This is a genomic window from Maricaulis parjimensis, from assembly GCF_016817355.1.
Classification (GTDB): domain Bacteria; phylum Pseudomonadota; class Alphaproteobacteria; order Caulobacterales; family Maricaulaceae; genus Maricaulis; species Maricaulis parjimensis.
In genome coordinates this window covers 195,590-222,500 of sequence record NZ_JADOTT010000003.1, presented here as the reverse complement: position 1 = coordinate 222,500, position 26,911 = coordinate 195,590, and the positions used below count along the sequence as shown (strand labels likewise).

The 26,911-nt window shown below is 63.1% G+C and carries 27 protein-coding genes and 1 rRNA gene (1 of these 28 only partly in view); 11 read left to right on the top strand and 17 right to left on the bottom strand.

Going from position 1 to position 26,911, the window contains the following annotated elements:
• Positions 1–150, bottom strand: a 16S ribosomal RNA gene (locus I0K07_RS06755); it reaches 1,315 nt to the left of the window's first position.
• A gap of 1,167 nt (positions 151–1,317) precedes the next feature.
• Entirely contained in the window at positions 1,318–1,746 is a 429-nt protein-coding gene (locus I0K07_RS06750; RefSeq protein ID WP_203292080.1) for a CBS domain-containing protein, read from the bottom strand.
• 213 nt (positions 1,747–1,959) lie between these two features.
• On the opposite strand from I0K07_RS06750, the gene I0K07_RS06745 reads away from it, so the two are divergent.
• Both I0K07_RS06745 and I0K07_RS06740 read left to right on the top strand, forming a co-directional pair.
• Positions 1,960–3,258, top strand: coding sequence for a DUF2157 domain-containing protein (locus tag I0K07_RS06745; RefSeq protein ID WP_203292079.1), 1,299 nt, complete (start codon positions 1,960–1,962; stop codon positions 3,256–3,258).
• Entirely contained in the window at positions 3,258–3,881 is a 624-nt protein-coding gene (locus tag I0K07_RS06740) for a GDYXXLXY domain-containing protein (protein ID WP_203292078.1), read from the top strand. Before I0K07_RS06745 ends, I0K07_RS06740 begins: the two co-directional genes overlap by 1 nt.
• A 1-nt stretch (position 3,882) precedes the next feature.
• On the opposite strand, the gene I0K07_RS15960 is transcribed toward I0K07_RS06740, so the two are convergent.
• The gene (locus I0K07_RS15960) at positions 3,883–4,524 is read right to left on the bottom strand and encodes a rhomboid family intramembrane serine protease (RefSeq protein WP_203292077.1); all 642 of its coding nucleotides are present in this window, start codon (positions 4,522–4,524) and stop codon (positions 3,883–3,885) included.
• A gap of 161 nt (positions 4,525–4,685) precedes the next feature.
• Between I0K07_RS15960 and hfaA the strand changes: the two genes are divergently transcribed.
• The 3 genes from hfaA to hfaD are packed head-to-tail and all read left to right on the top strand — an operon-like array spanning position 4,686 to position 7,267.
• The gene (gene hfaA / locus I0K07_RS06730) at positions 4,686–5,117 is read left to right on the top strand and encodes a holdfast anchoring protein HfaA (protein ID WP_203292076.1); all 432 of its coding nucleotides are present in this window, start codon (positions 4,686–4,688) and stop codon (positions 5,115–5,117) included.
• The gene (hfaB, locus tag I0K07_RS06725; RefSeq protein WP_203292075.1) at positions 5,098–6,114 is read left to right on the top strand and encodes a holdfast anchoring protein HfaB; all 1,017 of its coding nucleotides are present in this window, start codon (positions 5,098–5,100) and stop codon (positions 6,112–6,114) included. Before hfaA ends, hfaB begins: the two co-directional genes overlap by 20 nt.
• The gene (gene hfaD / locus I0K07_RS06720; protein ID WP_203292074.1) at positions 6,029–7,267 is read left to right on the top strand and encodes a holdfast anchor protein HfaD; all 1,239 of its coding nucleotides are present in this window, start codon (positions 6,029–6,031) and stop codon (positions 7,265–7,267) included. The genes hfaB and hfaD overlap by 86 nt, the downstream gene beginning before the upstream one ends.
• 699 nt (positions 7,268–7,966) lie before the next feature.
• On the opposite strand, the gene I0K07_RS06715 is transcribed toward hfaD, so the two are convergent.
• Complete coding sequence (locus I0K07_RS06715) at positions 7,967–8,875, bottom strand: hypothetical protein (RefSeq protein ID WP_203292073.1); 909 nt, start codon at positions 8,873–8,875, stop codon at positions 7,967–7,969.
• Positions 8,876–9,070: 195 nt separating this feature from the next.
• On the opposite strand from I0K07_RS06715, the gene I0K07_RS06710 reads away from it, so the two are divergent.
• The 3 genes from I0K07_RS06710 to I0K07_RS06700 all read left to right on the top strand — a co-directional run bounded on the left by I0K07_RS06710 (position 9,071) and on the right by I0K07_RS06700 (position 10,949).
• A complete protein-coding gene (locus I0K07_RS06710) occupies positions 9,071–9,631 on the top strand; it encodes a PAS domain-containing protein (RefSeq protein WP_203292072.1) in 561 nt (186 codons plus the stop codon).
• 58 nt (positions 9,632–9,689) lie between these two features.
• Entirely contained in the window at positions 9,690–10,313 is a 624-nt protein-coding gene (locus tag I0K07_RS06705; RefSeq protein ID WP_203292071.1) for a PilZ domain-containing protein, read from the top strand.
• Positions 10,314–10,448: 135 nt separating this feature from the next.
• On the top strand, positions 10,449–10,949 hold the full coding sequence (locus I0K07_RS06700) for a DUF4339 domain-containing protein (RefSeq protein ID WP_238934629.1): 501 nt from the start codon (positions 10,449–10,451) through the stop codon (positions 10,947–10,949).
• A gap of 11 nt (positions 10,950–10,960) precedes the next feature.
• Here the strand turns inward: I0K07_RS06700 and I0K07_RS06695 are convergent, their stop codons facing one another.
• Entirely contained in the window at positions 10,961–11,491 is a 531-nt protein-coding gene (locus I0K07_RS06695) for a gamma carbonic anhydrase family protein (protein ID WP_203292069.1), read from the bottom strand.
• A 296-nt stretch (positions 11,492–11,787) separates the two neighbouring features.
• On the opposite strand from I0K07_RS06695, the gene I0K07_RS06690 reads away from it, so the two are divergent.
• The gene (locus tag I0K07_RS06690) at positions 11,788–12,552 is read left to right on the top strand and encodes a PhoH family protein (RefSeq protein WP_203292068.1); all 765 of its coding nucleotides are present in this window, start codon (positions 11,788–11,790) and stop codon (positions 12,550–12,552) included.
• 70 nt (positions 12,553–12,622) lie between these two features.
• Entirely contained in the window at positions 12,623–13,009 is a 387-nt protein-coding gene (locus tag I0K07_RS06685; protein ID WP_203292067.1) for a hypothetical protein, read from the top strand.
• Between the two features lie 13 nt (positions 13,010–13,022).
• Here the strand turns inward: I0K07_RS06685 and I0K07_RS06680 are convergent, their stop codons facing one another.
• The 10 genes from I0K07_RS06680 to I0K07_RS06635 form a co-directional block, all read right to left on the bottom strand.
• Positions 13,023–14,216 carry an FAD-dependent oxidoreductase gene (locus I0K07_RS06680; protein WP_203292066.1) on the bottom strand — a complete coding sequence of 398 codons (1,194 nt, stop codon included), beginning with the start codon at positions 14,214–14,216 and terminating at the stop codon, positions 13,023–13,025.
• A 69-nt stretch (positions 14,217–14,285) separates the two neighbouring features.
• Positions 14,286–14,783 carry a hypothetical protein gene (locus I0K07_RS06675; RefSeq protein ID WP_203292065.1) on the bottom strand — a complete coding sequence of 166 codons (498 nt, stop codon included), beginning with the start codon at positions 14,781–14,783 and terminating at the stop codon, positions 14,286–14,288.
• A 2-nt stretch (positions 14,784–14,785) separates the two neighbouring features.
• Positions 14,786–16,342, bottom strand: a complete 1,557-nt coding sequence (locus I0K07_RS06670) for an ABC transporter permease/substrate-binding protein (RefSeq protein ID WP_203292064.1) — start codon at positions 16,340–16,342, stop codon at positions 14,786–14,788.
• Positions 16,339–17,118: an ATP-binding cassette domain-containing protein gene (locus I0K07_RS06665; RefSeq protein WP_203292063.1), complete on the bottom strand. Its 780-nt coding sequence runs from the start codon at positions 17,116–17,118 to the stop codon at positions 16,339–16,341. The genes I0K07_RS06670 and I0K07_RS06665 overlap by 4 nt, the downstream gene beginning before the upstream one ends.
• On the bottom strand, positions 17,115–17,327 hold the full coding sequence (locus tag I0K07_RS06660) for a DUF3126 family protein (RefSeq protein ID WP_238934627.1): 213 nt from the start codon (positions 17,325–17,327) through the stop codon (positions 17,115–17,117). Before I0K07_RS06660 ends, I0K07_RS06665 begins: the two co-directional genes overlap by 4 nt.
• Positions 17,328–17,463: 136 nt before the next feature.
• Positions 17,464–18,288 (bottom strand): serine O-acetyltransferase, encoded by an 825-nt coding sequence (cysE, locus tag I0K07_RS06655; RefSeq protein ID WP_203292061.1) that lies wholly within the window; start codon positions 18,286–18,288, stop codon positions 17,464–17,466.
• Positions 18,289–18,304: 16 nt separating this feature from the next.
• Positions 18,305–18,895, bottom strand: a complete 591-nt coding sequence (locus tag I0K07_RS06650) for an NUDIX domain-containing protein (RefSeq protein ID WP_203292060.1) — start codon at positions 18,893–18,895, stop codon at positions 18,305–18,307.
• Positions 18,896–18,925: 30 nt separating this feature from the next.
• A complete protein-coding gene (locus I0K07_RS06645) occupies positions 18,926–22,069 on the bottom strand; it encodes an efflux RND transporter permease subunit (RefSeq protein ID WP_203292059.1) in 3,144 nt (1,047 codons plus the stop codon).
• Positions 22,066–23,199, bottom strand: a complete 1,134-nt coding sequence (locus tag I0K07_RS06640) for an efflux RND transporter periplasmic adaptor subunit (RefSeq protein ID WP_203292058.1) — start codon at positions 23,197–23,199, stop codon at positions 22,066–22,068. Before I0K07_RS06640 ends, I0K07_RS06645 begins: the two co-directional genes overlap by 4 nt.
• 98 nt (positions 23,200–23,297) lie before the next feature.
• Positions 23,298–23,948, bottom strand: coding sequence for a TetR/AcrR family transcriptional regulator (locus tag I0K07_RS06635; protein WP_203292057.1), 651 nt, complete (start codon positions 23,946–23,948; stop codon positions 23,298–23,300).
• A 101-nt stretch (positions 23,949–24,049) separates the two neighbouring features.
• Here I0K07_RS06635 and I0K07_RS06630 point away from each other — a divergent pair, with 101 nt between their 5' ends.
• Positions 24,050–24,679, top strand: coding sequence for a nitroreductase family protein (locus tag I0K07_RS06630; RefSeq protein ID WP_203292056.1), 630 nt, complete (start codon positions 24,050–24,052; stop codon positions 24,677–24,679).
• On the opposite strand, the gene I0K07_RS06625 is transcribed toward I0K07_RS06630, so the two are convergent.
• Both I0K07_RS06625 and I0K07_RS06620 read right to left on the bottom strand, forming a co-directional pair.
• Entirely contained in the window at positions 24,676–26,028 is a 1,353-nt protein-coding gene (locus I0K07_RS06625) for an ATP-binding protein (protein ID WP_203292055.1), read from the bottom strand. The genes I0K07_RS06630 and I0K07_RS06625 overlap by 4 nt on opposite strands.
• 14 nt (positions 26,029–26,042) lie before the next feature.
• Entirely contained in the window at positions 26,043–26,732 is a 690-nt protein-coding gene (locus I0K07_RS06620; protein WP_338041033.1) for a response regulator, read from the bottom strand.
• Positions 26,733–26,911: the final 179 nt, after the last annotated feature.

Below are 26,911 nucleotides of genomic sequence, written 5' to 3'. Positions count from 1 at the left end.
ACACCCAGTTTCCCGGGGCTATTCCGAACCGAAAGGTATGTTCCCACGCGTTACTCACCCGTCTGCCACTCCCCCGAAGGGGCGTTCGACTTGCATGTGTTAAGCCTGCCGCCAGCGTTCGTTCTGAGCCAGAATCAAACTCTCAGGTTGAGTTTTGATCCTTACGCTTGGCATTCAAAGTTCAACGGGATTGTGGTTCCGACCAAATCAGTTCAGGACTGATTTAGACGGACCAAAATCGTCGTAGAAAAACGCTTCAGCGTAAGTGTCTAGTGGTGGTCTGACCCACCGCAGAACACCGCCGCCTGCGTTTCTCTTTCCAATCCAACAATGTCAAAGAGCCGAACCGAAACAACTTCCGCCGCCTGGTTCGAACCGCCTTGGTTCCGAAGAACCGCCGCGGCGAGGAGGGCGGTGTTTAGAGCCGCCCGATTTTCAAGTCAACCGCCTTTATCAGAGCTTTCTGCAGAACCTTGGGACCGGTGCGCTTCCGTGAAGGAAACTCGCCGGTGCGTGTCCAGGGCACCTATGAAAGACTGAAGCCGGTTGGCTTCCTCTCTGGAGTGTCCCGCTTGCGTGGGCCGCTCCGTCGAGTGGAGGGCGGCTTTTAAACCACCCCGTTTTGAAGTCAACCGCGTTTTTCAGTGTTTGTGCAGCGCGTCCCATCCGATTGAAATTTCCGGAGAAATTCGACCGGCGCAGGATTTTCTAAGGCGCCTATATAACACTGGAAACCGGTTGGCCTCCCCTCTCTGTTCCGGACCCGATCGTCTGGGCCATCCCGTCGAGGAGGGCGGCTTGTAAACCACCCCGTTTTGAAGTCAACCGCGTTTTTCAGAGCTTGTGCAGCGCGTCCCATTCGACTGAAAATTCCGAAGAATTTCGGTCGGCGCGGGATTTTCCAAGGCGCCTATATAACTCTGGAAACCGGCTGGCTTCCCCTCTCCGCTCCGGACCGTTTGACTGGCCCCTCCCGGCGAGGAGCGCGGTGTTTAGGCCGCGCCGTTTTTGAAGTCAATCGACATTTCTCAGGGATGTGCAGTTCTTTTTTCGGACCCGAAAAATCGGCGAAAAATTCACTGTCCGGCGCATCGGTTAGAAGCACCGGCCTTCTCTGAAAAGACGACAAGACCTCGCATGATATAGAAACGACGCTGGTCCGCAAGGGCAAAACCGCTGCGGCAGCGCCGGTGTGAGCGGGGTTCTACAGGACGCCGCTCAGGACGCAACCCCCCTGCCCTGAGATTCCTGCAGCGAAGGCCGGCAAAGCGTCGGAGAGCCCTGTCACACAAGGCTCATCGACTTGCAGCTTTTTTGTCATGAACGGATATAGGCCTGCAACGCAGCGGTTTCCGCTTCCATGTCTGCGATCTTGGCTTTCACCACATCGCCAATGGATATGATGCCCAACAGGGTGGCTTTCTCCATGATGGGCACATGGCGTACGCGCCGGTCAGTCATCAGGATCATCAATTCGCTGAGCCCGGTATCCAGGCGGGCGGTCACGAAAGCGGACGTCATCGCCTCCGAGACAGGCCGTTCCAGGGCAGCCGGCCCATGCAGAGCCATCTCCCGAACAATATCCCGCTCGGACAGGACGGCGACAGGGCGGGCCTGCCGGTCCACCACCACAAGCGCACCAATACCGTGCGCATCCAGCTTCCGGGCGGCGTCTGCCAGATCCGCCGTATCATGAAGGGTGACGACATCGCTCCCCTTCGTCTTGAGGATCGCCTCGACAATCATCTCCAGCCCTCCCTTGTTTTAAGGCCCTTGCTTTCAGGCCAGCCCGGGCTGTGCACAGCCAGAGCGGTTGCACGATAGCACGAAATGCCCGGCGACGGGACATGAAACGGCTCGCCCGGGCCGGCGGAGCCATGTGAATCAAGCTTTCGTGGACAGGTTCCCCTGGCTCGGCCACCCTTCGGGAAGCCGATGCGACGTCGAGGAGGAAGGCGCATGGGATATCTGAGCCGCCTGGCCAAGGATCTCGATCACTGGATCGAGCAGGGCTGGGTCGAGGCATCACGGCGCGAGACCATTCTGGCCGATGCCGGCAGCCAGACCCGGCACTGGACCGCGATTGGTGCCCTGTCGATTCTCGGTGCCGTCCTTCTGGCCCTGTCCGCCCTCACCTTCATGGCCGCCAATTGGGAGAGCATGCCGCGCCTGCTGCGCTCTGCGGTGATTCTGGCAGCGCTCTGGCTGTCCCTGGTCGGGGCGGGGCAGGCCTTTGACCGCAAAGCCCCTGCCCTGGGGCATGCGCTGGCCATACTGGGGATTGCCCTGTTCGGCGTCGCGATCCTGCTGACGGCACAGACGTTCAACATGGCATCCTTCCGCAATACGGCCGTGCTCATCTGGTCTCTGGCCGGGCTGGTGACCGCGCTGGTTCTGCCTTCGCGACCGGTGCTGATTCTGGCCGCCCTGCTGGGAGCGCTCTGGGCTGGGCTGGAGATTTTCAATCCTTTCGTCGGCGGAGTGATCTGGACCTATCTTCCGCTCTGGCTGGCCACGCTGGCACTGGCTGTGCGGCTGCACTCCCCGATCACGCTCCATCTGCTGGCGGCTGCGCTGGTCCTGTGGGTCGCCAATGCCGTGTTCGGGACAGCCCCCGAGGACGCCGTCGATGTCTCCACCCTGCAGACCGCCGCCGTTTTGACCTATGGCGCCCTCGCCCTGGGCGCTGCCGTGGCGCGGGATCGGGGCGTGACAGGCGGCGGCATTCTGACAGCTTGGCTCGCCGTGGTGACAGTGACGATGGCCATCACCCTGCAGTTTCACATTGATGGAGACTGGGCGGATAACACGCCCTTCAATACCGGCGCCTATCTGATGCGGGCCCTGCCGGCCTTACTGGCGATTCTCGGACTGGCCGCCTGGCGAGTGCGCAGCGGGCATGCCTCCGTCAAGCTGGCGGTGAGCCTGTCGGGCGCGGCCCTGGTGAGTTTCGCCCTGCCCTTCCTCTTGGAAACCGCGCTGGATGGAATCGCCTTGCGGCTGATCCTGGGCGTTTTGATCTATGCGGCCTGCGTCGGTCTGATCCTGCAGGGCAGCCAGGAAAAGGCCCGCGCAACCGGCGTGATCGGGATCTGCGCCTTCATCGGCCAGACCCTCTATGTTTATGCCGAGACCTTTGGAGGATTGCTGGACACGGCGCTCTTCTTCCTGGTGGGCGGACTGATCCTGTTCGGTTTCAGCCTGGGCCTGATGCGATGGCGGGCGGTCCGCGCCAGAGATGGTGAAGGAGTGGCATAATGAGTTTCACGCTTCGCCTCGCCCTGATCGGCGCCGTGATGACGGGGTTCCTGGTGCTGATGCTGGGACAGAATCTCGTCCATCGGGCCCATGGCACGGAAATCCTGGTGCCGGTTGAGGGTTATGATCCGCGCGACATCCTGTTGGGGCATTACGCCAATATCCGCACGCCCCTGCACCGGCTGAACTCGCAGGACCTGTCGGCCAGCGATGATCTCCGCCAGGGCGACCGGGTCTATGTCCGGCTGGAAACCGGGGATGACGGGCTGAGCCGGGCTGTCGGCCTGTCGGCGGACCGGCCGGCGGAGGGGGTTTTCATCCAGGGCCGCATCTATTCGGCCTATCCGGCGCAGGGTGATTGGATCGAGGAGCCGGACCCGGAAACGGGCATTCCCCAGCGCCGCCTGGGACCCAGCCCGGGGCTGAACTACACGATCCGCTACAATATCGAGCGCTACTACGCCTCGCAGGACCGGGCCCTGGCCCTGCAGGATCGGCTGCGCGAGTTCAACGAGGACGGCGAGATCGGCGTCAGCCTGATTCTCGCGCTCGGAAGAGACGGCACGCCCCTGATCAAGGGATTCGTGGTCGACGGAGACAGGCGGGTGGACGCGGTCTGGTAGGTCAGAACTCGCGCTCAGAGAACAGGCCGAGGAGAATCGGCGTCAGCACAATGCCGGCGACCGTCCCGCCGATATGACCGGCCCAGGACATCGGAATGGGCATCGCCATCTCCGCGAAGGCCAGCACGATATTGAGCGCGATCCAGGGCAGGGCCAGCCGGGCCATGCCGCGCCAGCCGCCTGTCACCCAGCCCGCGGCGGCGATGAGACCTGACACACCGGTCGAGGCACCGCCCAGCAAGATCGTATCGCCGGAGTGCAGCAGGACCTGGGTTGCGGCACCGGCAATCGAACAAGCGCAAAACAGAATCAGGAACCCCGCCGAGCCCCGAACACCGGTTCCGAACGCCATGCCCACCACCCGTCCGGCACTGATCAGGACGGCCATATTCATGGCGATGTGGAAGAAACCGTAATGGACCAGAATGTGCAGGAGGTAGGGCGCCCAGGGGCCGAGGGGTTGCTGTGGCACGGCTGTGCCGGGATCGGCGACGATCAGGACGCAGGCGGAATAGACCCACTCCCCCAGCGCGGGAAAGACGTAATCGGCGCCAGCGGCCAGGAGAATCGGAACGGCCAGAAACAGCACGGCCGGTGGCATGGCATTGAAAACCGGATCCCGGCGACCGTCCCGTAGCGGCACACTTTCTCTCCCACAAAGCGTTCCGCCTTGGCCCACTGGCCTTTCGGAACTCGTCTTTCAGGCGAATTCCCCCTGCAGGGGAACAGGTTTAGCGCACCACACCCGCTGGCACGCGCGTTGCAACACGAGCGTCGAACACGCGTCTAAAAGGACACGACGACATGACACTGCGCAAGCTCTCCATCACCGCCGGTTTCACCGTTGCGATGAGTCTCGCTGCCTCGGCGGCGCAGGCCCAACAGGTCGAGAGCACGGCGGGCTGGGAAATCCCCTATGGCACGAGCACGACGGCGACGTCGGCCCAGGCCTGGTCGGGGGCGTCTGCCAGTGCCGGCGCAGCGGCCCGGTCCCAGAACGGCAATCGCGTGATCATCGATGGCATCATCCAGACCGGTGTCGGCGTTTCCACCCAGACCGGCCTGTTCGGTGGCGGTGTGGGCTCCGGCGCGACGGCGATCGGCAACCAGCTGAACGTCAATGTCACTGGCCAGTACAACACCGTCATCGTCAATTCGAACCAAATCAATAATGGCGACATCAACGCCAGCGCCAATGCCAACGGCAATGTGAGTAGTGATAATGACCAAGACTAAGATTCTGATGGCGACACTCGCCAGCGCGCTTGCGCTGACGGGCTGTGCGACCACCGCCCGCACCGGCGGGTCGGACGGGCTCTATGCCCAGCCGATCGGCGGCGCACCGGTGACCGCCAATCCGACGCCGTACTCCGAAGCGCTGGTCTGCCTGGCCAATTATGCGCGCCAGCACAATCTGCAATCGCCCCGCATCGCGGTGGGCCGCCTGGCCGATTATACCGGCCGGTCCTCGCTGGAAGGCGGCGCCGCGATCACGCAGGGCGCCTCGCTGATGGCGATCTCGGCCTTTGCCAAGGCCGGTGTGCGTCTGGTGGAACGTTTTGATACGTCGGTCTCCGAACTGGAACTGCGCTATGCGAACAACTCGCTGATCGATGATGGCAATGGCCAGCAGCGCCAGATCCATGCAGCCTCCCTGCCCGGCTCGGACTATCATCTGGTCGGCGGCATCACCGAGCTGAACTATAACATCCGCTCCAATGGCGTGGATGTTCTGGGCGGCGACGCGGTCGACAGTGACCCGACGGGCCTGTTCTCGCGCCGCTCCTGGGTGATGAATATCGGCCTGGACCTGCGCCTCAATGATACGCGCACCATGGAGACGGTGGACGTCATCTCCTACCAGAAACAGATCATCGGCCGCGAAATCTCCGCCGGCGTGTTCGCCCTGTGGGGTGATGCTGTCGTGGACGTTTCCGGCGGTGGCCGCTCCCTGGAACCGGTCCAGCTGGCCGTGCGTTCCGTGATCGAGCGCGCTGTCCTGGAAGTTTCGGCCCAGCTTTATGGCGTCGATCCGGCTGCGGCCTGTGTCTATTCCGACCCGATCGGTGGCAGCACAAGCGGCGGCCACACCAACATCACCGGCGGCGTCAATGCCGCATCCACTTACGGCTCCCGGGAGACCTCGAATGTCCAAGCGCGCCAAACTGTTGATCGCGGGCATGATCGCCGCGACGACCACGTGCGCAGCTACCTTCGCGGACGATACGACTGAGATCCTGAACGGTCAGCTCAACCTGGATGCCGCGATCACAGTGACAGCCCAGGGTGAGACCGGACAGGCCGCCTCTGCCAACATGACCGGCATTGGCTCCGCGAACGCGCTGACAGTAGATGTCGTGGCACCCCACGATGTGACGTCGGATCAGACTTTTTCCGGCAGCGTTGACGTGCAGGCGAGCACGACGGCGACCGCTGTGGATGGCCCGGCCATCACGACGGCGGCCGCCTTGGGCAATTCCGTCAGCATCATCAATGATAATGGCATGGATGCCGATATCACGCAGACGGCCCAGGACGGGTCCAGCGTATCGGCCACTGCCCAGCTGAATATTGCCTCCTATGCGATGAATTCGGTCACCACGGCGACGGCGTCGGCGAATGCCTATGACGCGGTGAGCTATGGCGAGCACAATAATCATGCCCTGCGCCAGGACAGCGGTGCGGACGTGACGGCGGATGCCTATGTCCTCGCCCCGACCGGCGGCCTGGGCAATACGGCCAGCCTGATCGGCGGCGCCAATGGCAATTCCGCCCAGATCCAGGGCTATTATCTGGCACCGGACCAGGTGGCGGATATCGACCAGGACAATCGCGGCGATGTCAGCGCCAGCGCCAATGTGGAAGCCGGCGGCGGGGCCATCTACACAACGGCCGTCTCCTCCGCGAACGGCAATTCGGTCTGGATGCAGAATGAGTGGGGCTATGCCCATATCCAGGGCGAACAGGATAATGAGGGCGATGTCACCGCCGAAACCCATGCGGAAATCGGCGATTTCGATATCGACCTGGTCAGCCTGTCTTCCGAAGGCGTCGGCAATTCGGCCATCATCTCCAATATCGGAACGGATGCCTATATGGGTGTCGACCAGACCAATAATGGTGTGGTGACCGCCACGACGACATTCGATGGCGGTGCCGGCGGCGCCGCCCTCGCCTCGGCGACGGCCTTCGGCAATGCCGCCACGACCTATGTCTGTTCCGAATGTGCCGCCACGGCCTGGGGCTCGACCAACCAGACGAATAATTCCAGCGTGAATGCCAATGTCACCGGCCAGATGACCACGGGCAGCGTACTGACCGGCACCGCCACGGCGATCGGCAATTCGGCGACCTATCAGTCCATCACGCCCTATTCGGGCAATTAGGACATCCACTGAACCGACTGGGGGTAAGGTGGATAACCCCGGATGCCGTGTTGTGGCGTCCGGGGTTTTCTTATGCCCGCACACCAAGACCGCCACGACGCTGCCGCCTGGCGATATGAGGAGTGCGGGACGCCCTTCGGCATCGTCGCTAATGAAGTTGTGAGTGACACCGCAAGGCATCCCGCACGCGAAGATTTCCTCCCGCCTCGCGACGGGTATTCAAGACCAGGCGGATACTGGAGCCAAACCTCGGCACTCTTGGACCCCCTGATAGCCGTTCCTTCCCTCTGGCGGTCAGCCCAGACATCCGGAACGCTCCGCTACCGCCCCACCCCCGACCTGACCGGGCCGGGCCTCGAGTGGTGAAGAGGCTGGGGGAGTATGTGCGAGATGGCTGGGGGTGGGGATAAGTTGGGTGAAGCAGGGTACTCCCTCTCCCTGGGGAGAGGGTGGCGCGTATGCGCCCGGAGAGGGGGAAATCCCGGTCAATGCTGATAATCGCAACGACCTCGCCGTGCCCCCTCATCCGCCGCTTCGCGGCACCTTCTCCCCGGGGAGAAGGGGTTTTCCGCCTCTACATTTGATACAGAAAGACAGCGCTGAGCCTGGGACAACCCACCCATAAAAAAAGCCCCGGCTGTTTCCAGCCGGGGCAGGCATGCCGAGTGGGCATGTGAGTGTGGTTGTTGGGTTGATGGATCAGCGATAGCCGCCGACACCGCCGTCCAGCATCAGGGTCATGGAGACCGACTGGCGGCGTTCGCGTTCCACTTCGCGGCGCATGCGTTCCATGTAGTGTTCTTCGCGGCGGATGAAGACGAGTTTCACGCCCGGGCCGTGACGGCGCAGCAGGGAGCGCTCATTGCAATTGCGGCGCGGTTCCTGGGTCTGGCAGTAGAGACGGCCACCCACTTCATGGCGCAGGGCTTCACCCTTGCGGCACATGATGGTCGGGGCTTCGGACCAGTCATATTCGCCATCGCGGACCCAGCCGATCGTGGTCTGCATGGCAGTGCCCGCCATGCAGCGATAGATCTCGCCATCATAGGTGCGGCCGACGCGCTCATCCGAATCGACGCGGGAAGCCGGATGGGGCGTGCCATTATCATCCAGGCACACAGCGCGGACGACGCGCCATTCCTCGATCCAGCGCGAGCGCTCTTCCTCATACCATTCGTATTCGGCTTCTTCGACGACACCCACGACATTGAGGCCGGTAATGGCGGTCGCCGCCGGCGGCGCCGTCATCGGCGTGTAGGAACCGCCACCGATAAAGGTGACAGCGCCAGCACCGGCCCGGCCGGACGCGTTTGCCGAGGCATTCACATTGGACGACGCATCGACATTCACATTGGTGTTCACATTGACCATCGTCGAGACATTCACGCCGACATTGATATTGCCGCCATGGATGTTGACGTTGGGCACATTGACCGTGTGTCCGCCACCATGGCCACAGCAGGTCGTGGGCGGCGGGGCCGGCTCACAACAGGGCGTCGGCGGCGGTGTCGGCTCGCAACACTGGGCCAGCGCAACCGCGGGAACGGTCACGAAGGCGACAACGGCTCCCGCAAAAGCGAGAAAAGCGTGCCGGGCTGATACGCGCATGGGCTTGCTCCTTGGTCTTCGCCCTCTTCTTTGCAATCCGCGTACCGTTTCGCGTGCCAGGGGTTCGCGCGATTGGAGAATGCCTGTCACGCTGGTTCCCGCGCGGCGGGTATGGCCCCGAACTTGAAATCCTGTCCCGCAACGCACCGGACCGGAACAGGCCCGGCGCACCGGATGATTTTGGGAGCCCACGGGATGCGACACCCGCAAACACGAGCCCTGCACGCCTATTGGCAGACGCGTCGACACGGCGGAGCTGCGCCCTTGCGGGCCGATATCGAGCCGCAGGATATTTCCGAACTGCTGGGCTATGTCTTCATCCTGTGGCGGGCGGACAGCCAGCACCATCTCTTCCGCCTGGCCGGCACGCATTTGTGCGACCTCTATAAAAGAGAGTTCCGGGACCAGAATTTCCTGTCCCTGTGGCGCGGCCATGACCGCACGCATGTCCAGGCCGTGCTGGAAGCGTCCATTTCCGGCACATCGCCCGCCTCGATGGTGGCGCGGGCCGTATCGATGGACCAGCGGGAACTGCCCGTGGAGATCGCCCTCTTCCCGCTGCGCGGTCCCAGCGGCGAAATCGACCGCATGCTGGGCCTGTTCCAGCCGCTTGATTCGACTGAAGGCTTCAAGGGGCGGCCAGTGGTGCGAACAGCACTGCGGGAGATCCACCCGCCGGTCCAGCCGGGGACCATCTTCCCTGGCCTGGCACAGCCCAGCGAAAACTGGGTGCAACGCGTCGCAAACGATCAGTAATTGCAAGCCCTTCTTAACGCCTGAGCGCTAGCGTGCCCGGGTTAGGAAGGGTGTTGCCATGCAGGACGAGCCTGGCCGTCTGGATCGCCGGAAAATCAAGATTGCAGCCCGTGGCTCGCAGGAACGCCGGCGGCATGCCCGCGTTCCCCTGCAATTGCACGGCCGATTCTGGTCGGAAGCGATCGGCGAGAATGCCTGCCGTATCATCGACATCTCCCCCGGTGGCGCCCGTGTCCTGTGCCGGATGCCACCGCGCGAAGGCACACGGATCGTTTTGATGATTCCCAGCCTGGGACGCATTGAAGGCCGCATCGTGCGTCGCGAAGGCCAGGAATGCTCCGTCGCTTTCAACACGACCGCCCGCAAGCGCGACAAGCTGGCCGATGCCATCACCTGGCGATTCAACAAGGACCGGCTGGGTCTGGATGAAGATCGTGCCGCCCCGCGCAAGCCGGGCCGTGGCCGCGCCCGCATCCTGCTGTCCGATGGTGTCGTCATCCAGGCCAATGTGATCGACGTTTCCGTGACCGGTGCCGGCTTTGAATGCCTGGAGCGTCCGCGGGTCGGAGAGCGCCTGCGTGTCGGTGAAATGTCAGGACGTGTGGCGCGGATTCTGGACAACGGGTTCGCGGTCGTGTTCGATCCTCCCGAGGCCAAAGCCAACGACCCTGAAGCAGCCTGAGTAGAAAAGCGCGTTTTTTGACCTAATTCGGTCGAAATTCATTCTGCGGCCCAATTCTTGCCGTAGGTGAACGCTAGACGTTAGAAGTTTGAGTGCGAAAGAGCCGCTGAAATGCCTCGCGACGACGGAATCGCAATGTCCTGGTTTGTAAAAGTCGAAGGCCGTGTGTACGGCCCGTATACGCCGCAGCAAATGCGCGCCTTTGTCACCGAAGGCCGGATCGCTGCGCATTCGCAAGTCTCTGCCGAGCGGGATGGCGAATGGTCCCAGGCATCGGAAATTTCTGAATTCAGTGAATGGCTTGGCGCTTCTGAAGAGCGTCCGAAGCCGGAAAAGCGTGTGACCCCGGGTGCCCGTCCGGCGAACTTCGTGATCATTGCGGAATTGCAGCCGGATATCGCGGCCGAGTTCAAGACGGCGCTGTCTGCCTATGGCGATATCGAGCCGATCACGGCCAATACCTGGCTGCTGCGCGGCCCGACGACCTCAGCGGTTTTGCGCAATGAACTCAGTCACATTCTGGGACGCGATGACAAATTGCTGATCATCGATGCGTCCCATGACCGGGCCGCCTGGTTCAATCTGGGCCGGGAAGCCGACCAGAATATCCGCGAACTGTGGAGCCGCGCCCACTAGGGGCGCGACGCTCAGTCGATCCGGCGCAGCTGCGTGCTGTGCTTCTGCCAATTCTCGACATAATGATCCGCCGAGGCGCGCAGCATGGCTGCGGCGTCTTCATCCAGCGTGCGGATGACCCGGCCCGGTGAGCCGACGACGAGGGAATTGTCCGGGATTTCCTTGCCTTCCGTGATCAGGGCATGGGCCCCGATGATGCAATTCTTCCCGATCTTCGCGCCATTGAGCACGGTCGAGCCGATGCCGATCAGCGTATTGTCGCCGATCGTGCAGCCATGCAGCATGACCTGGTGTCCCACCGTGACGCCCTCGCCGATCGTCATCGGCCAGCCGATATCGGTGTGCAGCACGGATCCGTCCTGGATATTGGAATTCCTGCCGATGATGATGGGATCATTATCCCCCCGCACGACAGCGCCATACCAGATGCTGGCGCCCTCTTCGAGCGTGACCCGGCCCATGACCTGGGCATCCGGCGCGACCCAGAATTTGCCTTCGCCCGGCGTCTGCGGCACCGACTCACCCAATGCATACAAGGCCATTCCTGTCTCCCAATTTATTTTCGTGAATTATTCGCGACGTGGTCGTTCAGAACTTCTTCACCGGGTTAGAATGAGACTGTAACCGCGATTCGGTGGCAGATCGTCCCGTTTCGCATCGGATGCACCTTGAAGGAGGCCACGGGTAGACGGCATGACCGCACCACGACCCAGCCCGCCAGGATCCGGCGACCCGCGCACCGCTCCTTTCGAGTGCCCCGAACTGTCCCTGCAGCCCCGTCTCTTTTCCGCCCCTCGCCGTCTGGCCGAGGGGTTTTTCATGTGTGGAGGTTCCAGCCATGGGTAAGCGTAACGTCAAGCGTCGTCAGCGTGCCGGTGAATTCAACACGGCACATTATCAGGCCGAAGAGGACAAGGTCCGGGCCCTGTTCCCGGGCACCCGCTGGAGCCCCGACGAAAAAGAACCCATGCGCGACCAGCGCTTCATGAAGAATGTAAAACCGCGCTCGGAAGGCCAGGCGGCCCTCATGAAGGCCATCGACGACCACAACATGGTGATGGCACTCGGCCCGGCCGGTACCGGCAAGACCTTCCTGGCCGTCGCCAAGGGTGTGGAAGCGCTGGAAGCGGGCTCGGTGAGCCGGATCGTCCTTTCGCGCCCCGCTGTTGAAGCCGGCGAATCGATCGGCTTCCTGCCGGGCGCCATGGAAGAGAAGCTCGCCCCCTATCTGCGCCCGCTCTATGACGCGCTGGCCGACCGGCTCTCGCCGAAGAAGCTCAAACTCCTGATGGCGGAAGGCCTGATCGAGATTGCGCCGATCGGATACATGCGCGGCCGCACGCTGAACAATGCCTTCGTCGTCGTGGATGAGGCCCAGAATTGCACCTATACGCAGCTGAAAATGCTGCTGACCCGTCTGGGCTGGAACTCGACCATGGTGGTGACAGGTGACCCGGCCCAGTCCGACCTCCTGCCGGAAATGTCAGGCCTGGCGCAAATCGCCGAAAAGGTGGAGGAATTGGACGACATCGCGGTCTGCCGCCTGCAGGCCAAGGACATCGTCCGCCACCCTCTGGTTGCAAGCATGCTGACGGTTCTCTAGTCTGGAGAGTGCATTCACCGAGTGATCCGGAGCCTTCGGGCTCCGGATTTCCATGCCCCGAGGCAATCCCATGCCTTACACACGCAGTTTCGATGCACAGGCCCGCCGGTTCGAGACGCACTTCTACGGCTTCGTCCCGGTCGAGGAGATCATCCAGAACTATATGGAAATGATCGAATCGCCGGAATGGGGCCCGGATGTCGTGCGCCTGATCATCGTGAAATCCGGCGCCGATCTGTCCGAACTGACGATCGAGGTTTTCCGCACGACCTTCGTCAAACTGCTGGAAGACACGGCCGAGATCGCCGGACCTCCCAACAAGAATGCCTGGGTGATCGAATCGGATGTGAACATGCCGATCGTGGAGACCTGGTCGCTGATGCCCGAGGCGGGAGAACTGGACGTATTCGGCGTGTTCCGCACACGGGCGGAAGCCCTCAACTGGCTGGAAGGCTGAGAACAGGCTCGGCCTAGCGCCCCAGAATCCGGTCACAGGCCTGTTTGGCGATCAGCGGCGCCAGGGTCAGCTTTCCCGTATCCACCGAATGATAGCGGCCATAGGAGTGGACCCCGACCCGGGTGCGTTGGTGCAGCTCGCTCTGGCTGTCGGCAATGCCGGATTGTCCCCAGGCGGTGATGTAGCCGCCACAAAGCGACCAGCCTGGCAGACGCCAGTCCAGCGCTTCAGCCGCGCCGGGCATCAGCGCCGCCAGAGCCTCCAGCTGGGAGCGCTTCAGCGCCTCGATCGCCTCTTCATCTTGCGGAAGCCCTGTCCGTGAGGGCGCCAGAGCCACCTCTTCGGACAGAAGTCCGGTCGGATACCAGGAGGCATAGGCCCGGCCAGGATAGGCGACGGTGTCACCATACTCACCGATCGTGAAGGTCACGCTGGGCAGGGTCTCAAAGACATCCGGGTTCTGCGTACGCAGGGCAGACTTGAACCGATGGATGACCGGACGGTTGAGCTGATGGCCGAGCCTGGCATCCAAAGCGAGGCGCTGCTCCCACAAGCAGTTGACGACGCAGTCGAAATCCTCCGAATTCCGCTCACCCGCAAAGTCCAGACCAACCCGGAACCGCTCGCCGGGCAGCGCGACGATGTCACAGACAGTCGCGGCCATAAGCAGGCTGAGACTCGGCATTTCATCCAGAGCCGCAAGCAATCGCTCCCGCAGGCAGAGGGGATCAATGGCGAACTCATGGGTCCGGACAGCCAGGGCGATGCGGTCCGGGTCGAACACGGCCGCCAGCTTCGATTCGGTCAGACAGCTGTATTCACGCCATTGGGTCGTCAGCCCATTGGCCCCCAATCGCGCGGAAACCTGACGAAAATGCTCCAGCACACGGTTTGCCGGCAACATGCTGTCATGGGGTATGGCATAGATGAACGGGCTGGACCGTCCGGTCTCGAAACAGTCCGCCCCGACCCAGCGTTCCAGCAAGGGGCGGAAATGGCCGGCGCCCTGCAACATCGTCTCAGCGGTGCGCAGGCTGTCATCCAGGCCGTAGACATAACCGAGATGGAGCTTGCCTTCGCAATTGGAGCTGGCCCCCAAAAGGGGTTCAGCCTGCCGGTCGATCAGCACGACCTGATGACCGGCGTCGGCCAGTTCCAGCGCAATCGTGCAACCGGACAATCCTGCCCCAAGAACTCCAATGCGCACGATGGTCCCCTGCCCCGCAAACCCAGCCCGTCAAAGCGCTAGCACCCGCGCGCGGCAAGGTCGACCGGTTCAGTGCACGGTGAAGGGATGGCGGCGGTATTTCACAAGAATGCGCAAGGTGAGCGGATGCTCCCGCGTGGGATCAAGGCCGAGCCGGATCATTTCGGCGCGCGCCTTTTCCTGCTTGCGCCGCGAGCGCAGATACTGGATCGCGATGAAACCGCCAATCGCGACATAGGCGACGAACTGGGCCAAACCGTACCAATTGGGCAGGAAGAGCCAGACGCACAGCGCCGCAACGATCGCGAAAATGATATCGACCGGCCAGCCTTCCGAGGCGGTAAAGAAAGCGAGGACCGGAAATATCTCCCGGTCCACCTCGCCTTCCGGATCAATCTGGTCCAGCAGGGCCTCGAACTCGGCTGACTGACGGGCATAGACCTGGTTGAGCGGGCTGTCCTCGGTGATGGGGTCGGCATGACCGGGCCGCTCCCGATTGAGAATCAGGCAGGCCCGCATCAGCCATTCCGCATCCTGCAGCCGGCCATGCCCGACAAATCCGCCCATGCCTACTCCGAGATTCCCGCATCCAGCCAGGCGGCCGCCTGGGCCGGGGTCTGACCGTCCATATCCACCTGCCGATTGGCCTCACGCATCATCATCTCGTCAATGGCGCCGATCAGCGGCGCAAGCGCATCTGCCAGTCCCGGTCGCTGCGCGGCCTGGGGTGAGAGAAGGATGATGGCATCATAGGGCGGCAGGACAGAGAGCGGATCATCCAGCACGGCCAGATCGAACGCCGCGATTCGTCCGTCTGTTGTATAGGCGGTAATGAGATCGACCTGCCGGTCCCGCACGGCCGTGTACATGAAAGTCGCATCCATGGTGCGGGTGCGCATGGCGCCCAGACCATAGGCATCACGCGTTGCCGTCCACTCGGCACGGGCGAAGACCTCCGGATCGCCGCCGATTTCCAGCTCGTCCGCAATCGGGGCCAGGTCGTCCAGACTGTCGGCCTCCAGCTCGGCAGCCCGGTCGCGGCGCATGGCGAACCCATAGGCATTCTCATAGCCCAACCGGCCGAGCGTCATGATTCCATGCTCTTCCCACAGCCAGGCCGACATCTCGGTGAACATGCGATGGCGCTCGATGGGTTCGGGCCGGTTCATCACTGTCGCCCAGATCGTGCCGGTGAAGTCGACATAGACATCGATCTCGCCCGTTCGCACCGCATCAAAGGCAATGGTGGAGCCCAGATTGTCCAACCGCTCCACCCGGGCGCCCGCCGCCTCAAGCTGGCGCTGCATGAGCGAGGCGAGGATGTATTGCTCGGTATAGGATTTGGCACCGACCACCACGGTTTCACCGGCAATGCCCGGCGCTGCGGAGGCCTCGACACGGGACAGGTTGGCAGTCTCGCCCTGGAAGGTCACAAAGCGCGGCATCACCGAGACAGTGATCAGAAGGGCGAGGAAGACGCCCACGCCGATGGCCAGACCACGACGGCGATCCCGGGCAGCCACTTCCAGCCAGCGAATGGCCTGATCCAGCACAATGGCCAGGCCCGCGGCGAACAGGCAGCCGAAAATGACGGAGAGCCAGTTTCGCGTCTGCAGGCCGGCAAAGATGTAATTGCCAAGGCTGGCGGCCCCGACGGGCGTCGCCAGTGTCGCGGCCCCGACCACCCAGACGGTCGCGGTGCGCAAACCGGCCACGATGACCGGCAGGGCCAGCGGCAATTCAACCTGCCTCAAGCTCTGGCCCCGCGTCATGCCGATACCGCGCGCGGCCTCGCGGATCTGCGGTTCGATCCCCTGCAGACCCACGATTGTGTTCCGCAGGATGGGAAGGAGCGAATAGAGGAGCAGTGCGAGGAAGGCCGGCCAGAAACCGATCATGCCGCCCAGCAGCGGCACCATCAGGGCCAAAAGGGCGAGACCGGGAATCGTCTGGATGACACTGGCAATATTCAGCGTGACAGCCGACAGGCCCGGCCGCTGGGCGGCCAGAATGCCAAGCGGGACGCTGACAGCAATCCCGCAGCCCAGGGCCGCCATGGACAGGATGACATGGGCCGAGAGCAGATGCGGGAGTTCGGCCAGGCGTTCGGCGAGATTGGCATTCATGCGCCCAGCTCCCGAATCGCGCGCATCTGGCGGCGCGGCGTCTCCAGAAGGCCGGAGACATAGTCGCTGGCTGGCGACTGGAGCAGCTCGACCGGCGTTCCCTGCTGCAGAATGGCACCGTCCTGCATGACCGCGATCTGGTCGGCCATGATCAGGGCTTCCGCCATGTCATGGGTCACCATCACGGCGGAGAAGCCCAGATCAGCCTGAAGCGCCCGGAATTCCTGCTGCAGCCCATCGCGTGTAATCGGGTCGAGCGCAGAGAAAGGCTCATCCATCAGGATAAGGTCAGGCTCACCGGCCAGGGCACGGGCAAAGCCGACACGCTGTCGCTGACCACCTGATAGTTCGACAGGGTAGCGCTCGGCATACTCGGCCGACGGCAGGCCGACCATGTCGAGCAGATCCGCCACGCGTGACCGTGTCCGCTCCGGATTCCAGTCCAGCAAGCGGGGAATAATCGCGACATTTTCCAGCACTGTGAGATGCGGAAACAGCCCGTCACCCTGCATCACCCAGCCGATACGCCGCCGCAACTGGACCGGATCGAGCGAGGCGACATCCTCGCCCTCGTACAAAATCAAACCGCCCGAAGCATCCTCCAGGCGGTTGATCAGTTTCAGCAATGTGGTCTTGCCGCAGCCGGACTCACCGGTGAGGGCCAGAAGCTGGCCGCGTTCCAGGGTCAGCGAGACTTCGCGGACAGCCTCGACGCCGCCCGGATAGGTCTTGCCGACCGAGCGGATGTCCAGGACGGGCGCGGCAGGATCGATCAAAGATCTTCCAGATCGATATCCAGAATGGTGATTTCGAAAGAGTAGGACGTTTCGCCCTCATCGATGATCTTGGAGACCACACCCAGGCATTCATCACCGATATGGATCTCGGCGCACTCATCCGGACGGTTCCGGCATTGCACAACGAGTTCCGGGTTGAGTTTGGCCTGGAGGAACATCTGAAGCTTGGCGGCTTCGAGCTGGGTCATGTTCTTGTTCACGGGCATATGCCTCCGCTTGGGGGGATTCGAAGTTGGCCGTAACTAACCCCATGGCAGGGGGGTGCGTCCAGTACGGGGCTGTCCCCTCAACTGCGCTGGCTCAAGATTTTTGCGGTGTGACGGGTCAGCTAGACCCGGGCGGAATGCTCTGATCCATGGATTTCGCCGGCTCCTTGCAGCAATTGCCGACGACTTTCGCCGGCACACCGGCGACCGTGCAGCCTTCCGGCACGTCCTGCAGCACCACGGACCCCGCAGCGATCCGGGCACCGTCACCGACATGGATATTGCCGAGCACGCGGGCACCGGCACCGATCAGGACGCCCTTGCCAATCTTGGGGTGGCGGTCCTGGTGGGCCGCGCCCGTCCCGCCGAGTGTGACCTCGTGCAGGATGGAGCAATCATCGCCGATCACAGCGGTCTCGCCGATCACCACGGAGGTGGCGTGGTCGAACATCACGCCCTGCCCGATCCGTGCGGCCGGGTGGATGTCGAGGCCGAAGCGTTCACCGACACGGCTTTGCAGGTGGAAGGCCAGGGTCTGCCGTCCCTCATGCCACAGCCAGTGCGAGACACGATGGGCCTGCAGGGCGTGGAAGCCTTTGAAATAGAGGAAGGGCTGAAGCAGGGAGAGGCAGGCCGGGTCACGCTCATCAACGGCCATCATGTCGGCCGCCGCCTTGGTCACGATGGACGGGTCACCCTCCAGGGCTTCCTCGGCCACATCCCGGGCCAGCATCATGTCCAGCTGGGCATCCGCCATCTTGGCCGCCAGCCGGTAGGCCAGAGCGTGGGAAAACTCGTCATGACGCAGGATGGCGGCATTCAGGAAACTCGCCAGGATCGGCTCTTCCGCGGCCGCAGACGCGGCTTCGACGCGGAGGCGGGCCCAGAGGGAATCGACGCCCGTGCGAGCGCTGACGGTGTTTTCCGCTGGATTGACTGACATGCTGTTCTCCTTGCGCCTATCGGCCCAACATCGCGTTGGCGAGCGCAGGATCCAGCTCACCTTCCACTGCCATGTAGTATGCCCGTAACAGCATCGCTACCGTCAAGGCGTCAGAAATAACGCCCTTGGACACGTCTTCGAGAGCGTCCCGGAAGGCAATCCGGCGGGTCTGCAGGTCTTCCGTGCCCTCCGGCTCCGCCTCGCCCTGGACCAGGCCGGTGGCGATATAACCGATGGCGGCTTCGTCGGTGACGGAATTGGACAAGTCCATGCGCAGGATCTCCTGCCAGTGGCCTGCCGTCAGCCCCGTCTCCTCTTTCAACTCACGCCGGGCGCTGGCCAGCGGGTCCTCGTCCAACGGGCCGCCACCCTCCGGGATTTCCCAGCTATAGCGGTCCTGCGGGAAGCGGTGCTGGCCGACCATCATGATCGTGCCATCCTCGAACACCGGCAGGATCGCCATGGCCAGATTGGCAAAATTGACGACGCCATAGACGCCGGGCTTGCCATCAGGGCGCGTCACCGGGTGTTCGCTGACCGAGATCCAGGGGTTCTCATAGACCTTGGTTGAGTCATGGACGAGCCAGGGCCCGCGCTGCTGGACCATTTTCGCCTCCGCGCCTGCCATGACATGGCTCTAGGCCTGTTCGGCAAGCCCCGGCAAGCCCTGGGCCTTCTCCGCCGAGCGCCGCAGCCGGTCCGCCAGCTTGCGCTTTTTCTGCGACAGGCGGGTCAGGAGGACGAAAGCGGCCGGCGCGAAGACAAGCGCGAGGATGGCGGACCCCGCCACACCGCCGACCATGGCAGATGCAAAGGGCAGCCAGAAGCTGTCACCGGACACCAGGAGCGGCAGGAAACCGCCGATCGTGGTGAGGGTTGTCGACAGGATATGGCGCGAGGCGTCCATCACCACATGGGTGACAGAACCGGACTCCAAAGCGCTCGCAGCAGGACTGTGGCGCAGGGCTGACAGCACCACAATGGATCCATTGATGGACAGGCCGACGAGCCCCATCGACCCGACAATGGCATTGAAACCCATCGGCGTGCCGAACAGCCAGACCCCGAACAGGGCCAGTCCGACGGACAGGAAAGCCACCACGAAAATGATGCCGGCATAGCGGAAGGCATTGAAGGCCAGAACCACGGATCCGATCATCAGGACGAGGAGCGGAAGTGCCGTGCCGAACAGATCGGCCATGGCACTGCCGCGCTCGGCGGCTTCACCCGCGATCTGGAGCTCATAGCCCGGCGGCAGGTCGATCTGCGCATCGTCCAGAGCCTGGAAGAAATGCTCCAATGCCGGCGCCGGCAGGGTGAAGGGGTCGAGATAGGCGTAGATGGTGTTCACCCGCATCCCGTTCTCGTGCGGGATGGTGGCCACCTGGGGAGCCAGGGTGACATCGCCGAGCGCTGCGACCGGTGAGGCCAGTATGTCAGCGCCCGGCGATGCCAAGGGGGACCCGGCAACGGAAGCCAGGCTCGCCCGCCGGTTGTCCTGGGCGATCACCCGGACGGGGAGTTCTTCCGTGCCTTCCAGAACGCTGCCGCCGATCACACCGTCAAAGTCACCGCGCAGACGGTTGGCGAGGTCTGCGAGGCGGACACCGGCGAGTTCGGCCGAAGCCTCGTCCGCCATGACGCGTGCCACCGGTTCTCCTCGTTCCAGGAGAGCGAGCGTGTGGGTCACCGTGGGGGTTGTGGACAGGATGCCGCGGATTTCATGGCCCAGACGGTCCAGCTCATTGAGCTCCGGTCCGACGAGGATGAGCTCGATCGGCGCCGGGATGGGCGGTCCTTGCTCAAAGGGCAGGGTCAGGAAACGGGCATCGGGAAATTCGCGCATCACCCGGCGCTGAAGGTCGGGCAGGATGCGGGCGGTCGCCTCGGCCGAGGCCGTGCGGACAAAGCCGGCCGCAAAGTTCGGCGCATCAGAGCGATTGCCGACAACATTGTAATAGGTCCGCGGCGCGCTTTCGCCGATCACCCAGCTGACCTGTTCGACGTCCTCATAGGACATCAACAATTCGCGGGCGCGCTCGGTCTGGCGGCGTGTTTCGGCGATGGAGGCCGTGGACGGCAGTTCCAGCTGCATCTGGAACATGTCGCGATCGGTCGGCGGGAAAAATTGCACCGGCAGGGTGGAGGCCGCCATGAAACCGGCGATCGGCAGAATGATGCCCGCGACCAGGCCGATCCAGGGCCGCGCACTGATCGTGTCGAGCAGACGGCGATAGACCGGACCGAAGGGACCGGCCCCCAGACCGTGGCGCCAGAAACGCCGCGGCGCATGGGCCAAATCCGGATCATCGAACCAGGCAGCGAAGGCGCTGACCACGGTCAGGGCCAGGACAAGGGAGGCGGTGATCGCGAAGATCACGGAGATCCCGATCATCGAGATGAATTCGCCCGAAGCGCCCGGCATGAGCGCGATGGGCGCGAAGGCGAAGACAGTCGTCAGCGTGGACGCGACCAGCGGTGCGAAAAGCAGGCGGACGGACTTGTCGAGGGCCTCGACCGGCGCCAGCCCGCGCTGGCGCAGCAGGCGGTATTCATCCACCACGACGATGGCATTGTCGATCAGGAGACCAAGCGCGACCACCAGGCCGGTCACCGACATCTGGTGCAGGGGTTCGTCATAGATGCGGATCAGGATGAGGACGGCCAGAACGGTAAGCGGCAGGGCCGAACCGACGATCAAGGCCGCGCGCCAGCCCATCATGAAGAAGAGAACGACAAAGACGATCAGGGCGGCCAGGGCCAGATCACTGGCCAGGCCGTGCAGGCGATCATCGACATAATCACCCTGGCGGAAAACCGTATCGACGCGGACACCCGGCACGCTTTCGGCGAAACCGGCAATGACGGCGTCGGCGGCCTCGGACCAATGGTCCACGCGCAGTTCCGGCTGGAGATAGGCGGCGACCAGGACCGAGCGGCGACCATCGACCAAAGCCAGGGAGCGCGCCGGGTCTCGGGCCGACTTTTCGATCGTGGCGATGTCTGCGAGGCGGATGAAAGTGCCGTCTGCGGCCTGGGCGACCGGGATGTCGCGAATGCGGTCCAGACTGTCAAACTCGCCGGCGACCTCAACGGAGAGGTCAACGGCACCGGCGCGCAATTCCCCGGCCGGGGCCTTGGAATCAGCCCGAGCGGTCAGCTGGGCGAGATCGGTGATCGACAGGCCCAGAGCGGCCAGCTCGTCGGGATCCGCCTCGACCCGCACTTCTTCCTCCACACCGCCGAAGACTTCGGTCTGCTCGGTGCCGGAGAGATTTTGCAGGCGTGCTTCCAGCTCATCGGCCAAGCGGGAAAGGATGGCGGGGTTTTCCTCGCCCTGCCCGTCCCAGCTGAGCGCGACGATCATGGTGGCCGCACCGATATATTGCCGCTCCACCTGGGAGGGCAGCGCCTCGGACGGGAGGCGCGATTGCACGCTGGCGACGCGTTCGCGGATCAGCGTCCAGGCCTGGTCGACCTCGGGCGGAGACAGGTCTTCGCGGACTTGCAGCGTGATGACGGAAATGCCGGAGCGGGAATTGGAATTGGTCTCATTGATCTCGGCGAGACCGTGGATGGCATCCTCGATCGGTTCGGTAACGAGGGCTTCCACCCGTTCCGCGGATGCGCCGGGAAAGACGGTGACGATGGTACCGAAACGCTCGGTCAGGGACGGGTCTTCCTGGCGGCCGAGCGAAAAGAAAGCACCCAGCCCGGCCGCGATCAGCAGGATGACGCTGAGCAGGGTGAGACGGGGAAAACGATAGAAGAGCGTGCTCATTGCGCCCGGGCCTCGGTCTGGGACGGAACGACGGACTGTCCGGGCGTCACGCGCTGCAGACCACTGGCGAGGATCAGCTCACCCGATTCCACGGCACCGCGGACAAAGGCTCGATCGGCTTCGACACGCAGGGTTTCGACAGGCCGGGCCTGCAAGACATGGCGGTCCCCATCCTGCCGGACCAGGACATAAACGGACCACAGGCCGCGGCGGCCTTCGGCCAGCGCCTGGGTCGGCACCCAGAAACCGGCCTGCTCCATCGGCGCGGCGAGGGAGAGACGGATCACCTCGCCCGCTGCCACGCCGGAAGTTTCGGACAGGTCAAAGAGGACGGTTACGGTGCGGGACTGGCGGTCCACGACACCCGTGGCGGAGCGGAACTGGCCCTGGATGCGGCCGCGGTCCGTGATGAAAGCATGTACCGCTTCAGTATCGAGCCGGTTCGCAACATCGCGCGGCAGACCGACACGGACTTCCAGCGAGCCGGCTTCCACCAGATCCAGCAGGGGCTGGCCGGGCTGGGCGATCGCGCCCTCATCAGCGAGACGGGCCGTGATCACCCCGTCGAAGGGGGCGGTGAGGACGGTGAGGTCACGCTGGACCCGCAAGGCATCGGCAGCGGCGGCCGCCGCGTTCTGGCGGGCCTGGGCCGCACGGGTGGACGTCGCGACCTCGTCATAGCGCTGCTGGGAGATATGGCCGCGCGCCAGCAATTGGGCCTGGCGGTTCTGCGTGTCTTCAGCGAGCGCGGTCTGGGCCGCGGCTTCGGCAGTCTGGGCGTCCGCCGCAGCGATCTGGGCGTCGAGCGCGCGCGTATCCAGACGGGCAAGGACGTCACCGGCACTCACCGTGTCACCGACATCCACGAGAAGACTGTCAATGCGGCCGGCGCGCTCGAAACCGAGCGCGGTTTCACGGCGGGCTGCAACGATACCGGGGTAAAGGTCCTCGACATGCAGGCCGGCATCATAGTCGGCGGCAATGACGGCGACGGGCATGGGTGGCGGCGGGGTCAGCGCGGAATTGGCTTCCGCCCGAAGGCTGGAAACACCGAAGACGAGCACCGCAATACCGATGGCGGCACCTGCCACCATGGATCCGGCCCCCAAAGGACGCTTGTAAAGAGACATGTCTACACCCTCGCCTGTGCGTTGAGGCGAGATGTAGGGCGTTTAACGACGTTTGAAAAGTGAACGCTGTTAAATTATTTTTGTATTCGCTTCATACATTAATTCATGAGGCCGCGAATGATCATGTCCGCATGGAAGTCGATCACGCCCTCCAGGGTGACATGTTCCGAGCCGGGCATGCCATTGGGGAAGTCGTCCAGACAGACGATCAACTGGGTCATTCCGTGCAGACAGGCCCACACACTCTTGGACATGACGCGCGGATCACCATCACGGAAATTCCCCTCTTCCTGACCTTGCCGGATCAGTTCGACGAGAGCCGCCTCGGCCTCGAAGGCGACTTCCTTTTCCTCGTGCAGATGCGGCTTGGAGGTTACCGACGGCGCAAAGGCCATCATGTAGTGATTGGGCTCTTCCATGCCGGTTTCGATATAGGCGCGCATGCAGCGCGAGCACAGCTGAGCCGTCCCACCGCCCTCTTCCATCGCCGCATTGATCCGTTTCATGAGACGCTCGAAGAACATCTCCCGGATCGCGGCGAAGAGGTCATCCTTGGACGCGAAATACTTGTAGATGGCGGCCGGCGAATAATCGATCGCCTCAGCCAGGCGGCGCATGGAGATCCCCTCTTCCCCATCCGTCGCAAAAATGGTTTCTGCGGCATCGATGATGGCTTCACGAACCTTGCGCCGGCGGCGGTCGGCCGGTGTATCATCGATATCGGTACTGGTTTCTGCTGCCATACTCATCACTCGCTCCCCAGCTCTTTATTGAGCCTGCCCGTGACTAGGTATACCGATCACGGACTGAATTGGTCAAAATTGCCACACACTCCCAGGACTGCGCTGTCATGAATGATGAACTGAAAACGCTTGATTTTCCGGCCCCCGGCGAACGCCTGGCACCCCATCATGCCAATCAGGACACACTTCAGCTGCTCAGCCGCCGGCGGTCGACCGTCGCCCTGGCGATGAGCGAACCGGGACCGTCACAAGAGGAAGTGGAACAGCTCATCGGCATCGCGAGCCGCGTTCCCGACCATGGCAAGCTGGCCCCTTGGCGTTTTGTCGTCTTCCAGGGAGAGGCCCGCACCCAGTTCGGCCAGGTCCTGGGCAAGGTCTTCAAGGCGAAGAATCCCGAAGCGACGGATGAGCAAGTCGCTTTCGAGGCCGGCCGGTTCGAACGGGCACCGCTGGTGATCGCCGTGATCTCCAGCGTCACCGAGAACCACAAGATTCCGGAATGGGAACAAATCCTGTCCGCCGGTGCCGCCTGCCAGAATCTGCTGATTGCTGCCTCGGCCATGGGCTATGGCGCCCAATGGCTGACCGAATGGTACGCCTTCGACCGCGACGTGAAATCAGCCCTCGGCCTAGGTTCCGGCGAGCGCGTCGCCGGCTATCTCTATGTCGGATCCGCCAGCGATGAGCCGGTCGAGCGCGTCCGGCCTCGTCCCCAGGTGAGCCACTGGCAAGCCTAGGACGACACGGGCAGGCGGATAACGACCTGCATCCCTCCGGAGACTGCCGTCCCGAATGTCAGCGTGCCGTGATGCGCGCGTACAGCCGCGTCAACCACTGCCAGGCCCAGGCCGAGCCCGCCGGCCGCACCATCGCGCGCCGATGATGCGCGCTGGAAGGGCTCCACAAGACGGCGTTGTTCGTCGGCTTCAATACCCGGCCCGTCATCATGGATCGTCAGCACCGCCTCCCTCGCCTCGGCACGCAATTCGACGTGCGCGCAACGCCCGTATTTGACGGCATTGTCGATCAGATTGCGGACAGCTCTCGCCATCAGATCAGCCTGCCCAAAAAGCCGCAGGCCCGGCTCCGCATCCACCGTCACGGCCTCTCCTGCGGCCATGAAGTCCTCGCTTTCGCTCTCAACCAGAGCGGAGAGGTCGAAACGACGGGCCGGTGTGTCATCGGCCTCGCCACGAAGGAAATCCAGAGCCGAAGCGACAACGCGGTCGATACGGCCGATGCCCGTGATGAGCCCTTCGCGCACTGTATCTTCGGCCACCATTTCGGCACGCAGCCGCAAGGCAGTCAGCGGCGTGCGCAAGTCATGGCTGATCGCGGCAAGTGCCAAGGTCCGGCGCTGAACCGCGCCAGAGACATCTGCCTGCATGGCATTGAAGGCTTCGATCGCCTGCCGGACGTCTCCAGGCCCGTCCGGCTCAACCGGTTCGGCCTTGAGACCCCGCCCGAAGCGGCGCGCCGCTCCGGTCAACTGATTGAGCGGTCGGCTCAAACGGCGCAGAAGCAGAAGCGTCAACGCTCCGGTGACAAGGAATAATCCGCCCGCCCGTAGCAACCAGTCGAGCAATTCCCGGTAATGCCATTCGTGCGGGTGGACTTCCAGATTGAGCCATCTGCCATCATCAAGCTGGGCACTGACAACGACGCCCTCGAGCGGCAGATCGATTTCGCTCGCGGAGCAGCGTGAATAGGCGAAGTCTTCCCTGTTCAGCATGGCGCTCGCAACGCGAAGCCTGTCCGGTGCCCAGCCGGCCGTCAGCGCGAGCCCGCTGCGAAGCGCCGCCATTCTCTCGTCCGGACGCTCGCTCGGATAGGGTTCCGCCGTGACGGTATAGCCTGCATGGCACGTCGAGGTGAGCTCGATCAGGGCATTCAGGCGCCCTTCCGGAATGCTTCCAACCAATGGCGCAAGACTGGTCAAACGGCTGACCGTCCGCTCGCTGAGCACGCTCTCTTCCAGCGTCTCATGCCGCGCCAGCTCCATGCCGGTCAGAAGCGCCATGAGGACCAGCAAGGCGGCACAAAAAAGCGTCGCGATCTGACCTGCAATCGTTTTCGGCGTCATCATCCTCAGCACCCGGTTCACAGCCAATCCAGCTCCGCAGCGAATTCATAACCACCACCCCGATGGGTCAGAATGATGCGCGGATCGGCGGGGTCGCGTTCGATCTTGCGCCGCAACCGGCTGACCTGATTGTCGATGCTTCGGTCGAACAATTGCGCCTCGCGTCCCCGCGTCACGTCCAGTAACTGCTCCCGGCTGAGAACAAGCCCAGCATGCGTGACGAAAGCAACGAGCAGACCATGCTCACCGCTGCTCAAGCGCACGATCGTCTCATCCCGATCGACCAGTTCGCGGCGCCCCAGATCGAACCGCCAGTCTGCGAAACGAACCCGGCCCGACGGCGGACACGCCTTGGGCGGCAGCATTTCGACACGGCGCAGGACGGTCTTTATGCGCGCCAGCAATTCGCGGGGATTGAATGGTTTGGCGACGTAATCATCAGCGCCCAGCTCCAGCCCGATAATCCGGTCGGTTTCATCGTTGGCCGCCGTCAGCAGGATGACCGGCGTCGTCGCATCCCGGCGCAAATCGCGGACCAACTGGAAACCGTCAGGTCCCGGCATCATGACGTCAAGGACGATCAGATCCGGCACCGCAATGCCCAACGCACCCTGCATTTCGCGTCCATCCCTGGCCGTGCTCACACGATAACCGTTCCGCTTGAGGTACTCGGCCAAAAGTTTTCGAATGTCCGGATCGTCGTCCACGATGAGGATGTGGGCTTGTGGGGCTGTCATCTTGCTCTGCAAATTTGATCGACCGGAAGGAAGCCTAGGCCGGTCCGGGGCACCCTGTCTCGCCTGGCGGCGGAGAAAATTGTAACGGTTTGTCGCAAATAGCGCTGCCGCCTTACATCGTTACATTTTACCCGGAGACGCGGGACACT

Coding starts and splice junctions, on each gene's coding strand:
- I0K07_RS06750 (WP_203292080.1), bottom strand. CDS start 1,746: ATGATTGTCGAGGCGATCCTCAAGACGAAGGGGAGCGATGTCGTCACC.
- I0K07_RS06745 (WP_203292079.1), top strand. CDS start 1,960: ATGGGATATCTGAGCCGCCTGGCCAAGGATCTCGATCACTGGATCGAG.
- I0K07_RS06740 (WP_203292078.1), top strand. CDS start 3,258: ATGAGTTTCACGCTTCGCCTCGCCCTGATCGGCGCCGTGATGACGGGG.
- hfaA (WP_203292076.1), top strand. CDS start 4,686: ATGACACTGCGCAAGCTCTCCATCACCGCCGGTTTCACCGTTGCGATG.
- hfaD (WP_203292074.1), top strand. CDS start 6,029: ATGTCCAAGCGCGCCAAACTGTTGATCGCGGGCATGATCGCCGCGACG.
- I0K07_RS06715 (WP_203292073.1), bottom strand. CDS start 8,875: ATGCGCGTATCAGCCCGGCACGCTTTTCTCGCTTTTGCGGGAGCCGTT.
- I0K07_RS06710 (WP_203292072.1), top strand. CDS start 9,071: ATGCGACACCCGCAAACACGAGCCCTGCACGCCTATTGGCAGACGCGT.
- I0K07_RS06705 (WP_203292071.1), top strand. CDS start 9,690: ATGCAGGACGAGCCTGGCCGTCTGGATCGCCGGAAAATCAAGATTGCA.
- I0K07_RS06700 (WP_238934629.1), top strand. CDS start 10,449: ATGTCCTGGTTTGTAAAAGTCGAAGGCCGTGTGTACGGCCCGTATACG.
- I0K07_RS06695 (WP_203292069.1), bottom strand. CDS start 11,491: ATGGCCTTGTATGCATTGGGTGAGTCGGTGCCGCAGACGCCGGGCGAA.
- I0K07_RS06690 (WP_203292068.1), top strand. CDS start 11,788: ATGGGTAAGCGTAACGTCAAGCGTCGTCAGCGTGCCGGTGAATTCAAC.
- I0K07_RS06685 (WP_203292067.1), top strand. CDS start 12,623: ATGCCTTACACACGCAGTTTCGATGCACAGGCCCGCCGGTTCGAGACG.
- I0K07_RS06675 (WP_203292065.1), bottom strand. CDS start 14,783: ATGGGCGGATTTGTCGGGCATGGCCGGCTGCAGGATGCGGAATGGCTG.
- I0K07_RS06670 (WP_203292064.1), bottom strand. CDS start 16,342: ATGAATGCCAATCTCGCCGAACGCCTGGCCGAACTCCCGCATCTGCTC.
- I0K07_RS06660 (WP_238934627.1), bottom strand. CDS start 17,327: ATGACCCAGCTCGAAGCCGCCAAGCTTCAGATGTTCCTCCAGGCCAAA.
- cysE (WP_203292061.1), bottom strand. CDS start 18,288: ATGTCAGTCAATCCAGCGGAAAACACCGTCAGCGCTCGCACGGGCGTC.
- I0K07_RS06650 (WP_203292060.1), bottom strand. CDS start 18,895: ATGGTCCAGCAGCGCGGGCCCTGGCTCGTCCATGACTCAACCAAGGTC.
- I0K07_RS06645 (WP_203292059.1), bottom strand. CDS start 22,069: ATGAGCACGCTCTTCTATCGTTTTCCCCGTCTCACCCTGCTCAGCGTC.
- I0K07_RS06640 (WP_203292058.1), bottom strand. CDS start 23,199: ATGTCTCTTTACAAGCGTCCTTTGGGGGCCGGATCCATGGTGGCAGGT.
- I0K07_RS06635 (WP_203292057.1), bottom strand. CDS start 23,948: ATGAGTATGGCAGCAGAAACCAGTACCGATATCGATGATACACCGGCC.
- I0K07_RS06630 (WP_203292056.1), top strand. CDS start 24,050: ATGAATGATGAACTGAAAACGCTTGATTTTCCGGCCCCCGGCGAACGC.
- I0K07_RS06625 (WP_203292055.1), bottom strand. CDS start 26,028: ATGATGACGCCGAAAACGATTGCAGGTCAGATCGCGACGCTTTTTTGT.